At 71.7% G+C, this 13,432-nt stretch carries 13 protein-coding genes; 5 read left to right on the top strand and 8 right to left on the bottom strand.

The features are described 5' to 3' along the window. Positions 1-14 precede the first annotated feature (14 nt). The 4 genes from QFZ27_RS04045 to ugpQ all read right to left on the bottom strand — a co-directional run bounded on the left by QFZ27_RS04045 (position 15) and on the right by ugpQ (position 5,653). Complete coding sequence (locus QFZ27_RS04045; protein ID WP_429224805.1) at positions 15-1,973, bottom strand: DUF6600 domain-containing protein; 1,959 nt, start codon at positions 1,971-1,973, stop codon at positions 15-17. Between the two features lie 183 nt (positions 1,974-2,156). Further along, the gene (locus QFZ27_RS04040) at positions 2,157-4,244 is read right to left on the bottom strand and encodes a peptidoglycan-binding domain-containing protein (RefSeq protein ID WP_429224804.1); all 2,088 of its coding nucleotides are present in this window, start codon (positions 4,242-4,244) and stop codon (positions 2,157-2,159) included. Next, positions 4,219-4,869 carry a DedA family protein gene (locus tag QFZ27_RS04035; protein WP_429224803.1) on the bottom strand — a complete coding sequence of 217 codons (651 nt, stop codon included), beginning with the start codon at positions 4,867-4,869 and terminating at the stop codon, positions 4,219-4,221. The genes QFZ27_RS04040 and QFZ27_RS04035 overlap by 26 nt, the downstream gene beginning before the upstream one ends. Before the next feature lie 52 nt (positions 4,870-4,921). Further along, positions 4,922-5,653 carry a glycerophosphodiester phosphodiesterase gene (gene ugpQ, locus QFZ27_RS04030; RefSeq protein WP_429224802.1) on the bottom strand — a complete coding sequence of 244 codons (732 nt, stop codon included), beginning with the start codon at positions 5,651-5,653 and terminating at the stop codon, positions 4,922-4,924. A gap of 233 nt (positions 5,654-5,886) precedes the next feature. On the opposite strand from ugpQ, the gene ychF reads away from it, so the two are divergent. After that, on the top strand, positions 5,887-6,981 hold the full coding sequence (gene ychF, locus QFZ27_RS04025; RefSeq protein ID WP_429224801.1) for a redox-regulated ATPase YchF: 1,095 nt from the start codon (positions 5,887-5,889) through the stop codon (positions 6,979-6,981). A 34-nt stretch (positions 6,982-7,015) separates the two neighbouring features. Here ychF and QFZ27_RS04020 read toward each other — a convergent pair whose 3' ends face one another. Further along, positions 7,016-7,351, bottom strand: coding sequence for an MliC family protein (locus QFZ27_RS04020; protein WP_429224800.1), 336 nt, complete (start codon positions 7,349-7,351; stop codon positions 7,016-7,018). Positions 7,352-7,545: 194 nt separating this feature from the next. On the opposite strand from QFZ27_RS04020, the gene QFZ27_RS04015 reads away from it, so the two are divergent. Then, positions 7,546-8,784, top strand: coding sequence for a PQQ-dependent sugar dehydrogenase (locus tag QFZ27_RS04015; RefSeq protein WP_429224799.1), 1,239 nt, complete (start codon positions 7,546-7,548; stop codon positions 8,782-8,784). Positions 8,785-8,801: 17 nt separating this feature from the next. Here the strand turns inward: QFZ27_RS04015 and QFZ27_RS04010 are convergent, their stop codons facing one another. The 3 genes from QFZ27_RS04010 to QFZ27_RS04000 all read right to left on the bottom strand — a co-directional run bounded on the left by QFZ27_RS04010 (position 8,802) and on the right by QFZ27_RS04000 (position 10,280). Next, entirely contained in the window at positions 8,802-9,179 is a 378-nt protein-coding gene (locus QFZ27_RS04010; protein ID WP_429224798.1) for a type II toxin-antitoxin system VapC family toxin, read from the bottom strand. After that, on the bottom strand, positions 9,176-9,424 hold the full coding sequence (locus QFZ27_RS04005) for a type II toxin-antitoxin system Phd/YefM family antitoxin (RefSeq protein WP_429224797.1): 249 nt from the start codon (positions 9,422-9,424) through the stop codon (positions 9,176-9,178). Before QFZ27_RS04005 ends, QFZ27_RS04010 begins: the two co-directional genes overlap by 4 nt. A 73-nt stretch (positions 9,425-9,497) precedes the next feature. Continuing rightward, positions 9,498-10,280 carry a DUF7847 domain-containing protein gene (locus QFZ27_RS04000; protein ID WP_429224796.1) on the bottom strand — a complete coding sequence of 261 codons (783 nt, stop codon included), beginning with the start codon at positions 10,278-10,280 and terminating at the stop codon, positions 9,498-9,500. A 208-nt stretch (positions 10,281-10,488) separates the two neighbouring features. Between QFZ27_RS04000 and QFZ27_RS03995 the strand changes: the two genes are divergently transcribed. The 3 genes from QFZ27_RS03995 to QFZ27_RS03985 all read left to right on the top strand — a co-directional run bounded on the left by QFZ27_RS03995 (position 10,489) and on the right by QFZ27_RS03985 (position 13,344). After that, the gene (locus QFZ27_RS03995) at positions 10,489-12,009 is read left to right on the top strand and encodes a YifB family Mg chelatase-like AAA ATPase (RefSeq protein WP_429224795.1); all 1,521 of its coding nucleotides are present in this window, start codon (positions 10,489-10,491) and stop codon (positions 12,007-12,009) included. A 135-nt stretch (positions 12,010-12,144) separates the two neighbouring features. Further along, the gene (locus tag QFZ27_RS03990) at positions 12,145-12,405 is read left to right on the top strand and encodes a hypothetical protein (protein ID WP_429224794.1); all 261 of its coding nucleotides are present in this window, start codon (positions 12,145-12,147) and stop codon (positions 12,403-12,405) included. 408 nt (positions 12,406-12,813) lie between these two features. Then, positions 12,814-13,344: a hypothetical protein gene (locus tag QFZ27_RS03985; protein ID WP_429224793.1), complete on the top strand. Its 531-nt coding sequence runs from the start codon at positions 12,814-12,816 to the stop codon at positions 13,342-13,344. The last annotated feature ends 88 nt before the right edge of the window (positions 13,345-13,432 follow it).

Genomic DNA, 13,432 nt, shown 5'->3' with positions numbered 1-13,432 from the left:
GAGGGTCCGCGAGGTCAGTTCTGGTCCTGCTGCTGCCGTTTGTCCGGTGGCGGCAGCGGACGCCGGGCCGGTGAAGGCGGGGGCCGGTGCTGCGGCTGGGCATGGGCCTGTGGCGGGACTACGCGCGGCGCCGGGTGCGGCGCGGCGGCATTGTGCGGCGGCGGCATCGGAGGCCGGGCGATCGCCGGACGCTGCGGCGCCGCCGGCGGGTGCGCCGCGGCCTGGGGCTGCGGCTGCGGGTGCCCGGCCAGCGGCTGCGCGGCCGGCGCGCTCCCGGGCCGTTGATCGCGCTCCGGCAGCGGCGGATGGCCGGGCTGGGCCGCGGCCGGGCCGCTCGGCGCCTGGGAGCCGTGCTGGTTGCGGTCGGGCAGCGGCGGGTGCGCCGGCTGGGCCTGGGCGGCGCCGGTAACGGGCGGCTTGGCGGTCGGCGCCACCGGGGGCTGCCCGGCGGCCTGGGCCGGGGTAGCCGTGCCGTGCTGGCCTGGGGCAGGCAGCGGGGCATGGCCCTGCCCGGCCGGTGCCGCGGCGACGCGGTCGATCGGCTTGGCCGGCTGGCTCGGCGCCGGCGGATGCGGCCGGTTCGGGTCGGCGGCGGCCAGCGGCAGCCTTCCGTCCGGCCCGCGGGCGAGTGCCGGATGCGGCGCCGGCGGTTGCCCGGCGGCCGGGGCCTCCGGATGGGGCAGGGCCGCGACCGGAGTCAGCCGGGCATGGTCCAGCTGGTCCGCCGCCACCGGCAGCGCGGCATGCGCCACCGGCTGGCACCCGGCCAGGACCTGCGCCGGCACCACCGTGGCGAAGCGGCGGTTGGCGCCGTCCTCGACGATCGTGGTCGGGCCGTTGTGGATGTTGGTGACGGTGTTGTTGATCCGGTTGATCTCGACGTTCCGGATGTTGGTGACGTTCACATTCCGGACATAGGCGTCGCTGACCCGGTAGGGCGGGCGGTAGGGCTCGCCCGGGCCCAGCGGGTACCAGCCGATCGGGTGGCTGTCGGCCGCCGCTGTGATGGCGGCGCCGACCGCGGCGCCGGCGAAGAAGCTGACCAGGGCCGGGGCATAGACCGGATGCGCCTCGACCGGGCCGGGCACCCAGCCCCAGCGGTCGTCGACACGGGCCCAGCGGCCATAGTGGAAGGGGGCGAAGCCCCAGGGCTGGTCGTCGACCCAGGTCCAGCCCCAGCGGTCGTCATGGTCCCAGCGGCCGTAGCGGTACGGCACCCAGTCGGCCGGCACGTCGGTCGGGTACCAGACGGTGCCGTAGGTCGGGGTCTCATGCCAGGTGCCGGCGGCGTCCAGATCCTGATAGCCGGTCATGGCGCGCGAGACGTAGCGCGGCGTGGCGGACGCCGCCCGGATCCGGCCGTCGGCCCAGTCGTCGAGCGGGCTGTGGTCGGCCGATTGCGCCAGGGTATAGCCGAACGGATCGCTGCCGCTGGCCACGCCGGTCTCGCCGCCCTGGATGTCGACCGGCCCGTCCGGCCCGCCGGCGATCTGCGCCTCGCCGGAGAACACCACCACCTGGGTCGGGTCCTGGGTGGTGCCGGCGTCGATGCGGTATTCGCCCGGTCGGTCCAGCGTGACCGTCCCGCGCGGGGTGTCGACCGTCCAGGTCTCGCCCGCCTGCAGGTCGGCGATGTCGATGTTGACCGAGCCCTGGCCCAGCTGGGCGGCGAAGGCTCTGTCGTCGAGCCGCTGGATGTCCAGCTCGGCCTGGTCGCCGAGATGCAGCTCGGCCGGGCCGATCTCCAGCGCCGCCCGGGCCTGCGGCTCGGTCCAGAGCGACATGCCGGATGTCACCGGCTGGTTGCGGGCGGCCACGGCCCAGGGCTGGGCCGGGTCGGGGCGCAGCGACACCGCGCCGGAGACATCGGCCAGCCGCCCGACCCGGGCCGGCGGATCATCATCCGCCCGGGCCGGAACGATGCCGCAGAGCAGGGCCGCCGCGGCGACCCCCGTCAGGATCCGCGCTTTCATCCATCCTCCTCGGCCGCCGGCCTCGCTGAGGGCCGGGCAGCCGGCTGTCCCCGTTCGGCGCCGGCAAAGGGCCGAAGCCCGAGACCGGCGCAAGCGCCCGTCCGCAGGGCCCGAGGCTAGGCGGGGCGCCCTTGCACGAGGCTGGCCCGGAGATGAATTCGCGGTGAGGGGGCCGGCGCAGCCTTACTTCAGCAGGCGGTCGATCTCGGCCCTCAGCTCGGCATCGTCCGGCATCCGCCCGGCCGAGGCCAGCACGGCGGCGCGCAGGAACAGGGCCTGGGCTGCCAGCTCGTCGACGCCGTCCTGGGCCTGGGCCATGACCTGCTCGATCTGGTCCAGCCGCTCCGACATGCGGTCGGCGGTGGTGCCGTCCAGCGGCTCGGTCTTCGCCGCCTCGATCGCCTCCAGCAGGTCCGCGGCGACGATGCGCAGCCCCAGCCAGGCCGTCGCCGCTTCCAGCGACTGCCGCGACCGCCGGCTCTCGCCGCTGCCCAGCCGGCCGATCAGGGGCGCCGCCGCAGCCAGGCCGCGGCGGGCCTCGTCACGGGCGTTGAGGGCCTGGGCGGCCTGCACCAGCAGCAGGTCGGCATCGAGCATCTGGGTCGATTCGGCGCCGTGCTCGAGCAGCGCCATGCCGACCAGCTCGTAGCGGCCGGCCTGCACCGCCGGCATCTCGCCATTGGCGGCATGGCCGCGCAGCCGGGCATAGAGCTCGGCGAAAGGATCCGGGGCCGTCGGCGCCGCGTCCGGCGCGGGCGTCGCGGTCACCACCGGCGGCTGCGGCCAACTTCGCAGCGCCTCGATCAGCCGGGCGGCGACCCGGGCCGAGGGCACCATCGTCGCATCGGCCGGCGGTGCGGCGGGCTGAGTCGGAGCGATCGGGTCGGCCGGCGCGGGCTGTGCCTCCCCGGCCGGCGGTGGCGAGGCTGCAGGAGGCGCGTCGGCGGCCGGAGCGGGGGTCGCGGCCGTTGCCGCCGGGTCGGAGGCTGTCGTCGTGGCGGGTGATTCTGCCGGCGGGGGCGGGGTGGGTGGCGCCGCGGCCGGCGGCTCGGTCGCAGGCGGTGCATCGGGCTGCGGCGCGGCATCCGGAGCGGCCTGGGCCACCTGAGCCTCCGGTGCGGCAGTGGACGGTGCCGCCTCCGCCGGAGCGGGCGCGTCCGGCGCCGCGGCAGTCTCGGGCAAGGCCGAAGGCGTCTGCCCGGAGCCGGACAAGGGCGCCGGCTGGACCAGCGGCCGCGGCGGCGCCGTCGCCGGGTCGGCCAGCAGCGCATCGGCCTGGGCCTGGGTCAGCCGGCCGGTGGCGGCGGCACCGCCGGCGCGCTGGTAGAGCGCGATTGCCCGTCGGGTGCCGTCGCCGAACCGGCCGTCGACCGGGCTGCGGTAGTGGCCCAACGCCGTGAGGCGCTCCTGCACCTTGCGGCGCTGCGCCGTGGTCAGCGCCGGCTCTGCGCCGTCCGGCGCCGGCGGGCCGATCAGGAGGTCGGCCTGGTTCTGCAGTGCCTGCAGCGACTGGCGGTCGCCGGCGGCGCGGTCGCGGATCGCCGCGGCCTCGGCGCAGTCGGGGCCCTGGGTGGCGGCGCGCGCGTCGATGGTGTCGACGCGCTGGCGCTGCTCGGCGATGTCGTCGGCGACGGCCAGGGCGCCGGTGCGGGCGGCCAGCGGGTCGGCGCCCTCCAATTCGCTCAGGCGCTTGCCGATGCGGTCGAGCACGGCGGTGGTATCGGCCTGCACCGACTGGGCGTCGTCGACCAGCGCCGGGCAGGCCTGCGGGCCACCGGGCAGGGCGCCGGTGGGGGTCGAGGCGATGCGGTCGGCCAGGCGGTTCGACCGTCGCGCCTCGGCGTCCAGCCGGCGGGCCAGGCTGCCCAGCCTTTCGCTCTGCAGGTCGGGGCGGCCGCATTGGCCGATGATGGTGCGATAGGCCGCCTGGGCCCGGCGCAGCTTGGCCGACAGGCCCTGGGCCTGGCTTGCGACCTGGGTCGCCTGGTCGATCGAATCGCGGGCGGTGCCGGCGCCGGCGTCGCGCTCGATCCGGTCGATCCGCGCCCGCACCCGGCCCAGATCGCTCTCCGCCGTGGTCGCCAGCACATGCGCCTCGGCCTCGGTCTGGGCGCAGCTCTGCGACCGGCTCGGCCGGGCCGGCTCCTCGAACTGGCGGCGGATGCCGCTGAAGAAGTCGTCCAGACCGTCCGCCCGCGCCGATCCGGGCGCGGCGGCGAAGGCCATCGCGGCGGCGATGATCAGGCTAGGAACGGTCCGGGCGATCCTCATGCGAACTCTTGCTCTTGCGCGTCAGCAGGCGGAAGGCCGCCGCGGCGCCGACCAGCGTCGCGACGGCCACGATTATGAGCAGCAGCGGCGCCGCATCTTCAATCCCGAAGATGCGGCCCAGGGCCTCGCCGGCGAACCAGCCGAGCCCGACCCAGACCGGCGCCCAGACGATCGCCGAGGCGACATTGGCGATCTGGAACGGGATGTGTCGCATCCCCATCATGCCGGCGACCAGCGGGATCACGGCGCGGACCGGGCCGAGGAAGCGGCCGATGAAGACGCTGATGCCGCCCCAGCGGTGGAAGAAGTCGCGGCCGGTGCGCAGCAGCTGCGGGTGGCGGGTGAAGGGCCAGATCCGCTCCACCCGGTGCTCCAGCCACACCCCGATCCAGTAGGAGGCGGCGTCGCCCAGGACGGCACCGCCGATCGCCCAAGGAATGACGTCCCACGGGCTCAGCGTGCCGGACTGGATCAGCGTGCCGGCGGCGACCAGGATCGCCGTGGCCGGCAGCAACAGGCTCAGGACGGCGAAGGATTCACCGAAGGCGAAGAGCAGGATGATCGGCCCGGCCCAGCCGGCATTGGCGCCGATCGTGGCGATCGTCTGGTCGATGAAACCCTGCACGCGGCCAATCTCTTCCGAAGCTCGCGCCCCGTATCGGCGGCAAAAGCGGCGATCAGAGGGCGAGGATGCGATCGGGCGCGTCGGAGAAAACGCCGGCGACGCCCATGTCGAACAGCGCCTTGGCCCGCTCCGCGTCGTTCACCGTATAGGCCAGCACCGGCCGGCCGGTGGCGCGGTATTCGGCGATGGTCTCTGCCGTTTCCTTCTCGTGGCTGATGTTGATGCTGGCGGCGCCGATGGCGTCGGCATTGGCAGCCCAGACCGCCGGCCGTTCCCAGATCAGGTAGCCGCGCGGCCAGTCGGGCGCGATCTCGCGGGCCTTGAGCAGGCTCTCGATGGCGAAGCTGGAGACCAGCGGCTTCGGCCGGTCGGTCGGCCACAGCTTCTGCGCCGCGGCCAGCGCCACCTCGGCGGTCTCGACCTCGCGGCCCGGGCAAGGCTTGATCTCGATGTTGACCGCCAGGCCCAGCTCCAGCGCCAGGGTCAGCACCTCATCCAGGGTCGGCACCCGCTCGCCGCGGAACTCGGGCGCGAATTTCCGGCCGGCATCCAGCATCCGCACCGCCGCGAAGTCGGAATTGGCGAGCGGGCCGCTGCCGTCGGTGGTGCGGTCCAGCGTGTCGTCATGGATCACCACCGGCACCCGGTTGCGGGTCAGCTTGACGTCGAACTCGACCATCTCGACGCCCAGCGCAGCGGCCTTGCGGAACGAGGCCAGGGTGTTCTCCGGCGCATGGGCCGCGGCACCGCGATGGCCGATGACTCGGGGCAGGGTCAGGGTCATGGGACGGTCTCCGGGGGACGTCAAGGCACTGCGGGAGGCGGGTTTCGGCTTGGTCGGCAAGGGTCCGGCTCACTCGCCCGGACGGAAAGGACCGGCAGCTCGTCAGGACAATCTCCCTCCAGGTGCCATCCTCGCCAAGCCGACGTCAAGTGCGGGACAGCCCGGCCATGACTCCCCTCGGCCCGGCATCCGTGCTAGAGCGAGCGCCGATTCGAAGATCCGGACGAGAACCCATGGGATTCAATTGCGGCATCGTCGGCCTGCCCAATGTCGGCAAGTCGACGCTGTTCAACGCGCTGACCTCCACCCAGGCGGCGGAGGCGGCGAACTATCCGTTCTGTACGATCGAGCCGAACACCGGCCGGGTCGGCGTGCCCGATCCGCGGCTGGACAAGCTGGCGGCGATCGCGGCCTCGGCCAAGGTCGTCGCCACCCAGCTGGAGTTCGTCGACATCGCCGGGCTGGTGCGCGGCGCGTCGAAGGGCGAAGGGCTGGGCAACCAGTTCCTGGCCAATATCCGCGAGACCGACGCCGTGCTGCACGTGCTGCGCTGCTTCGAGGGCGAGGTCACCCATGTCGAGGGGTCGGTCGACCCGGTGCGCGATGCCGAGATCGTCGACACCGAGCTGATGCTGGCCGACATGGAGGGGCTGGAGCGGCGGGTGCAGTCGGCGGCCAAGCGTGCCAAGGGCGGCGACAAGGACGCCAAGGCCGAGATCGACCTGATGGAGCGGGCGCTGGCGGTGCTGCGCGAGGGCAAGCCGGCCCGCACCGTGGAATTGTCAGCGGATGAGCGCGAGCCGTTCCGGCGCCTGGCGCTGCTGACCTCCAAGCCCGTGCTCTATGTCTGCAACGTCTCCGAGGAGGAGGCCGCGACCGGCAACGCCCATTCGGCCCGGGTCGAGGCGATGGCCAAGGCGCAAGGGGCCGAGGCGGTGGTGATCTCGGCCGCGATCGAGGCCGAGCTGGCGCAGCTCTCGGCCGGGGAGAAGCAGGAGTTCCTGGCCTCGATCGGGCTCGAGGAGCCGGGGCTGAACAAGGTGATCCGCGCCGGCTACAAGCTGCTCGGCCTGCTCACCTTCTTCACCGTCGGGCCGAAGGAGGCGCGGGCCTGGACCGTGCGGGCCGGCGCCGCCGCGCCGGAAGCCGCGGCCGAGATCCACAGCGACATCCAGCGCGGCTTCATCAAGGCCGAGACCATCGACTACGAGAGCTTCGTCGCGCTCGGTGGCGAGCAGGGCGCCAAGGACGCCGGCAAGATGCGGCAGGAAGGCAAGGACTACATCGTCCGCGACGGCGACATCTTCCACTTCCGCTTCAACGTCTGACGGCCGGTCGCGAATTTCGCGACCGGCTTTGACCCTATCCCGCCGTGCAGCTGGTGCTCTGGGCGCCGGCGATGCGGCTGTAGGTCGCCTGGCCGCCCTTGTCCCAGAACTCGGCGCCGTAGGGGTTGGTGTAGCGCGCACCGCTGCCGGAGATCGCGCGCTGCAGCGTCACCGTGTTGCCGCCGTCGGCCAGCACCAGCGCGTCGCCGGTGAAGCCGGCGGACAGGTTGGTGCCGTCGGCGCAGCGATAGCCGACGGTCTTGCTGGCGATGGCTTCGGTCCGCGCGGTCGGGTTCGGGGTGTCGTCGCCGCAGGCGGCCAGCGCGGCGAGGGCGAGCGCGCAGGGGATCAGGGTCAGGCGGCGGGTCATCGCAAAAATCTCCGATTCAGGGCCCGGAGCCGGAGCCCGGGCGGATAGTCGCCCCTCAGCAACGCCGCAGCCGGCCATTTGTTTCGCGGCCGGGCGAAGCGGTCCGGGTCCTTGTCGGACAAATTTCCCATCGTGACCCTTTCCGCCGGCTTTCCGGGCCCCACATCTTCACCAAAGATGCGGAGGAGACGCCGATGCGAAGCCCGGCCCCAGCCCTGCTCGCCCTGTCCCTGCTCGTCGCCAGCCCGTTCACCGCCCCGCCCGCCGCGGCCCAGGATGCCGCGCCCGGGACCAGGTTCGAGATCCGGCCGGACGCACTGCCCAAGCCCTACGCCACCGACGCCGTGGCCAACCAATCCGAGACCGTCGCCCGCACCGATGCGATGCGGCCGCAGGTGCCGAAGGGCATGACCGCGACGCTGTTCGCCGCCGGCCTCTCCGGCCCGCGCGAGATGCTGGTGCTGCCGGACCGGTCGATCCTGGTGTCGGAGCCCTCAGCCGGCCGGATCAGCCGGCTGGTCGCGCCCAACCCGCCGGCGCGGGCCCGGGCGATGCCGTTCCTGACCGGGCTGGACCAGCCCTACGGCATGGCGCTGCGCCGCGACGCGCTCTATGTCGCCGATCTCGACGGGCTGTGGCGGGTGCCCTATGCGCCGGGTGACGCCAGGGCGCAGGCCAAGCCGCAGCGGATCACGCCGGACGGCGCCTTCGACGGCGGCAACGGCCATCACAGCCGCAACGTGATCTGGGACCCGGCGTCGGACCGCTTCTTCGTCGCCATCGGCAGCCGCAGCAACATCGCCGAGGAGCCGGCGCCGCGCGCCACCATCCAGGTCTTCGCCCCGGACGGCTCGGGCGGCCGCACCTTTGCCTCGGGCCTGCGCAACCCGGTCGGGCTGGCGCTGCAGCCGGGCACCGGCCGGATCTACACCGTGGTGAACGAGCGCGACGGCCTGGGCAACGGGCTGGTGCCGGACTATCTGACGGCGGTGCAGGAGGACGGCTTCTACGGCTGGCCCTACGCCTATCTCGGCCAGAATCCGCAGCCCGACCTGGCGGACAAGAAACCCGACCTGGTGAAGGCAGCGATCGTGCCGGACCTGCTGTTCGAATCGCATTCGGCGCCGCTCGACCTGGTCTTCTACGACGGCTCGATGTTCCCCGACTGGCGCGGCGATGCGCTGGTGACGCTGCACGGCTCGTGGAACCGCGCCGACCCGATCGGCTACATGGTGGTCCGTGTGCCGTTCCGGGACGGCAAGCCCGCGGGCGGCTACGATGCGCTGGCGACCGGCTTCCGGGTCAATCGCGGCGACGGCGCCGCCCAGGTCTGGGGCCGCCCGGCCGGGATCGCGGTGCTGCCGGACGGGTCGATCCTGGTCTCCGACGACGAGGGCCGCACGATCTGGCGCATCGCCAAGGCCAGCAACTGAGGTCCGGGGCTCGGCGGTCAGACGACGGTCACGAGGTCGCTGTAGCGCGCCAGCATCCCGTCATGCGTCAGCAGGTGCAGCGGTTCACTGACCGCCTGGGCGACCAGCATCCGGTCGAACGGGTCGCGGTGATGGTGCGGCAGGTCGTGCACGGCCCGGGCGTGATCCCAGCTTACGGCCAGCGGCTCGAACCCGGCCTCCGCCAACCGCGGCATGAACTTGGTCATGTCGAGGCGCAGCTTGCCGAGAGCCGCCTTGATGCTGATTTCCCAGATCGAGACTGGACTGACGAACACGGCTGTCGCCTGTTCGATCGTCCGACGCGCCGTGGGCGACAGCATCGGATCGTCGTCCATCACCCAGATCAGGATGTTGGTGTCGAGCAGCAGCCTCACGTCGAGGAGCCGCCCTCGAATGCGTCGAGGACGGCATCGGGCAGCGGCGCATCGAAATCGGGCTCGATATGGATCTCGCCCTTCATCAGGCCGAACCGGATCTTGGCCGGCTTGCCGTCGTCCAACGGCACCAGCTTGGCCAGCGGCGTGCCCGACTTGGCGATGATGAAGCTCTCGCCCTTGCTGACCCGATCGACGATCTGCGAGAGCTGGGTCTTCGCCGCGTAGATGTTGATCTGCTTCATTGGGCTTGACCGAAGTTGGTCAAGCTAAGATGGGGCTCTGACCAATCCTGGTCAAGCCGGGTGGCTGGCCAGCTCAGGAAACGGGCGCCGGCTCCTCCGGATCCAGGTACAGCCGGAGATAGAGTTCCGACAGGAAGCCGGCGAACAGGGCTGTGGCGAGGGCTGAGAGCAGCAGCCAGAGCACCGCCCCGACGCCGGCGAGGACCACGTCGCCGGCGTCGGGCCCGGCGGAGGACGGCAAGCCCTGCCACCGCTCCAGCAGCCAGGTCAGCAGGCCGATGCCCAGCCAGGGCGGAATCTGGACCGCAACGCAGCCGACGAAGATCCGGGCCACGTTGCCCCGCGTCGCTGCCCAGCTCCGCCGGAAGGTCATCGAGCGGTCGCCGATCGCCACGGCCGGCAGGATGAGGGAAAGCCGGAAGGTGACGGCGGTGCCGGCGACGGCCAGGAGGATGATGACGGCCGTCATCACCGTGGCGCCGGCCCGGTCGCCCAGCCCGTGCAGCAGGGCGGCGATGGCGGGTGTGCCCATCAGCACGATCGCGGCACCGGGCATCACGGCGACGGCAGCCAGCAGCACATATCGCGCGAGCGTGTTCGGGCGGGAGAAGGCGCGGCGCTCCTCACGCAGCACGAAGCGGTGCCAGCCGATAGCGATGCCGGCGCCTACGACGGCCATGGCAAGGCTTCCAGCCGGCCCATCCCAGGCCTCCGGCGCCAGGGCGACCAGGGCGACGACCAGGATCACGGTGATCAAGGTCCAGGTCAGGGCGACCTTGAGGAAGGCACCGAGATTGCCGAACAGCCGGCCATACACCGCGTCGATCAGACGTGATAGCGGCAGAGGGCCGGCCATCGGTGCGGCGGAATCGTTCGGATCACCCATGCCGCATGATTGCCAAGGACCGACGCGGCAGCAAGACCGCTTCGCTGCGCTTTGATGGGCGGGAAGAGCGATTGACAAGCGTCCCGCCGCGGACTGAATATAAGTTGTGTTTCATCTATAGAAAACAATTTTAGATATGCTCTCGCCGCTGCTTCCACACCTTGCGGACCGTGCCTAGATGGTCGCCCGGATCGCTACGGTCGCGTTCCAGGGGATCGAGACGGCGCCGGTCGATGTGCAGGTGCAGGTCTCCGGCGGCTTTTCCGGCATCACCCTGGTCGGCCTGCCGGACAAGGCGGTGGCGGAAAGCCGGGAGCGGGTGCGGGCGGCGCTGCACGCCCTGGGCCTGGCCCTGCCGCCGAAGCGCATCACCGTCAATCTGGCGCCGGCCGACATGCTGAAGGAGGGCAGCCATTACGACCTGCCGATCGCGCTTGGGCTGCTCACCGCGCTCGATGTGCTGCCGGTGCACGAGGTCGGGCAGTACATGGCGCTGGGCGAGTTGGCGCTGGACGGGGCGCTGACCCCGGTCGCCGGAGTGCTGCCGGCGGCGCTGGGCGCGGCGGAGCGCGGACTCGGTCTGATCTGCCCGGCTGCCTCGGGGCCGGAGGCCGCCTGGGCCGCCGATGCCGAGGGCCGGATCGACGTGCTGGCGGCGCCGACGCTGCTGGCCCTGATCAACCACTTCAAGGGCACCCAGGTGCTGGCTCAGCCGCAGCCGCTGCTGGCCGCGGCGGACGGGCCCGGCCTCGACCTGCGCGACGTCAAGGGGCAGGAGACGGCGAAGCGGGCGCTGGAGATCGCGGCCGCCGGGAATCACAACCTCTTGATGATCGGTCCGCCCGGCTCCGGCAAGTCGATGCTGGCGGCGCGGCTGCCCGGGCTGCTGCCGCCGCTGTCGCCGGCCGAAGCGCTGGAAGTGTCGATGATCCATTCGGTCGCCGGCCTGCTGGAGGGCGGGCGGCTGATGCGCCGCCGGCCGTTCCGCGACCCACACCATTCCGCCTCGCTGCCGGCCCTGGTCGGCGGTGGGCTGCGGGTCCGGCCGGGCGAGATCTCGCTGGCCCATCGCGGCGTGCTGTTCCTGGACGAGCTGCCGGAATTCGCCCGCGCCACGCTCGAATCGCTGCGCCAGCCGATGGAGAGCGGCCGGGCGGTGATCGCCCGGGCCAACTCGCATGTCACCTACCCGTCCCGGGTGCTGCTGGCGGCGGCGATGAATCCCTGCCGCTGCGGCCATCTCGGCGACCCGGCGCTGGGCTGCGGCCGGGCGCCGCGCTGCGGCCAGGACTACCAGTCGCGCCTGTCCGGGCCGCTGCTGGACCGAATCGACCTGCATGTCGACGTGCCGGCGGTCTCGGCCGCAGACCTGTCGCTGCCACCGCCGGCCGAAGGCACGGCCGAGGTGGCGGCCCGGGTCGCGGCGGCGCGGGAGATCCAGGCCGCGCGCTATGCCGGCGATGGCATCACCACCAACGCCGAGGCCGACGGCTCGGTGCTGGGCCGGGTGGCGGCGCCCGATTCGGCCGGCGCCACCCTGCTGACCCAGGCGACGGAGCGGCTGCGCCTGTCCGCCCGCGGCTATCACCGGGTGCTGCGCGTCGCCCGCACCCTGGCCGACCTGACCGGTGCCGAGGCCATCGGCCGGGCCCAGATCGCCGAAGCTCTGTCCTATCGGCGGTTGGCCGTGGCCGGATAGGCCGGTGCACGGGCGGGCACGATGCAGCTCTCGAAAAAGCCAATTGGTTATCGGCGGAAATTTTGTGATCGTGATCGGGTTCGCTTCCGTCCGAAGCGGTTGCCCTTCAGCGCGACCCGATGGAGAGTTCCACCGATGCGATCGATCCTGCTCGTGTCCGCCGCGCTTCTGGCCGCTGCCTGCGTGCCGCAGCCAGTGCCGAAGAACTTCGTCGTGGTCCAGACCTTCAACGAGGGCGCCGCCGCGGGGGCCCAGCCCACCGCCGATCGCTATTGCGGCCAGTTCGGCCGCATGGCGCTGGCCTCCGACCGGCAATGGAACTACATCGGCTTCCAATGCGTGGAGCCGGCCAACTCGCTGGTCGCGCAGACGCCGATCCCGCCGATCTGGGACTGACTCCAGGGCCCGGACAGTAGAGGAGCCGCACGGCGGCGGCTCCTCGTTTTGCTCTCTTGTCCGCAGGCTCACCCGACGATGCCGGGTTGCCATTCTGGCGGAGGTCGCCGCAAGGGCGTTGCGGCTGGCCAATACGCGTTACCGGCTATGCCGACCACGTGGACACACGATGCGCCCCCGGAACGATCGGATCAAGGGGGTCGTCGTGCGGCGCAGCAAAGGTCAATGTGACTGCCACGGTCAGGCGTCGGATCACGCGGTCTGCCGGGCTCAGCGGCCGCGGCGAAGTCGCCCGGCATCCGGTTCTTGTGGCCGAGATGGCGATGCCGTCAATGCCACACCGCAAGCCATGGACCAACAAGCAGGAAATCGATCTGATATTTGCCGATCGCCAGCGAGGGGACGGTCATGCTCGGCAAAGAGGTGCTGGAGAAGCATTTCATCGAATCGTGGACGAAGGAGGCCGGATCCGAGGAGGACGCCGCCAGAACGATCTCGATTTCGCTCACGGTGCTCGGTCTCGGCGGTGTGCTGCTGACGCTGCAGAAGGAGGCGTACGGCCAAATTCCGGTTGACTACTGGATCATCGTCCCGCTCGCACTCTTGGTCGTTTTCCTGACGTTCTCGTCTCTCTGTATCCTCAAGATTCTCGATGCGGTGCGGCCGGCCTCCTACGGTCACCACCCGATCGAGGCAAGGATGATCGAATTTGCCGAATGGGAGGCTTGGCGACTCGAAGTTAACGAGGGCCTCTCGGGGGACGGACTCGGAGGTGAGATGGCACAGACTGCAAAGCAGAGCCACGAGCGCGAGGTGGCGAGAAAGCCGCCGCCGAAGGAAGTGGCTCCGCCAAGCGTCGAGTACGTCATCATCGGCCCGCATTTCCCTTGGGTGGACGAGACAAAGCTCAGGGGCAAGCGACTCGAGGGCGACGAATGAGCGACAAGCCCGCTCACGGCTCGCGCAACCCGAAACGGCCGCAACCCGCATCGTCGGTGTCGCCAAAGCCCACAGCGGCGCCTGGTGT

The sequence above is a fragment of the Inquilinus ginsengisoli genome, from assembly GCF_050434925.1.
Lineage (GTDB): Bacteria > Pseudomonadota > Alphaproteobacteria > DSM-16000 > Inquilinaceae > Inquilinus > Inquilinus ginsengisoli_B.
This window is presented reverse-complemented; position numbering and strand designations above follow the sequence as displayed.

Excerpts from the sequence above, each read along its gene's own strand:
- QFZ27_RS04005 (WP_429224797.1), bottom strand. The coding sequence starts at position 9,424 with ATGAAGCAGATCAACATCTACGCGGCGAAGACCCAGCTCTCGCAGATC.
- QFZ27_RS04040 (WP_429224804.1), bottom strand. The coding sequence starts at position 4,244 with ATGAGGATCGCCCGGACCGTTCCTAGCCTGATCATCGCCGCCGCGATG.
- QFZ27_RS03985 (WP_429224793.1), top strand. The coding sequence starts at position 12,814 with ATGCTCGGCAAAGAGGTGCTGGAGAAGCATTTCATCGAATCGTGGACG.
- QFZ27_RS04045 (WP_429224805.1), bottom strand. The coding sequence starts at position 1,973 with ATGAAAGCGCGGATCCTGACGGGGGTCGCCGCGGCGGCCCTGCTCTGC.
- QFZ27_RS04020 (WP_429224800.1), bottom strand. The coding sequence starts at position 7,351 with ATGACCCGCCGCCTGACCCTGATCCCCTGCGCGCTCGCCCTCGCCGCG.
- QFZ27_RS04015 (WP_429224799.1), top strand. The coding sequence starts at position 7,546 with ATGCGAAGCCCGGCCCCAGCCCTGCTCGCCCTGTCCCTGCTCGTCGCC.
- ychF (WP_429224801.1), top strand. The coding sequence starts at position 5,887 with ATGGGATTCAATTGCGGCATCGTCGGCCTGCCCAATGTCGGCAAGTCG.
- QFZ27_RS03990 (WP_429224794.1), top strand. The coding sequence starts at position 12,145 with ATGCGATCGATCCTGCTCGTGTCCGCCGCGCTTCTGGCCGCTGCCTGC.
- QFZ27_RS03995 (WP_429224795.1), top strand. The coding sequence starts at position 10,489 with ATGGTCGCCCGGATCGCTACGGTCGCGTTCCAGGGGATCGAGACGGCG.
- QFZ27_RS04000 (WP_429224796.1), bottom strand. The coding sequence starts at position 10,280 with ATGGCCGGCCCTCTGCCGCTATCACGTCTGATCGACGCGGTGTATGGC.
- ugpQ (WP_429224802.1), bottom strand. The coding sequence starts at position 5,653 with ATGACCCTGACCCTGCCCCGAGTCATCGGCCATCGCGGTGCCGCGGCC.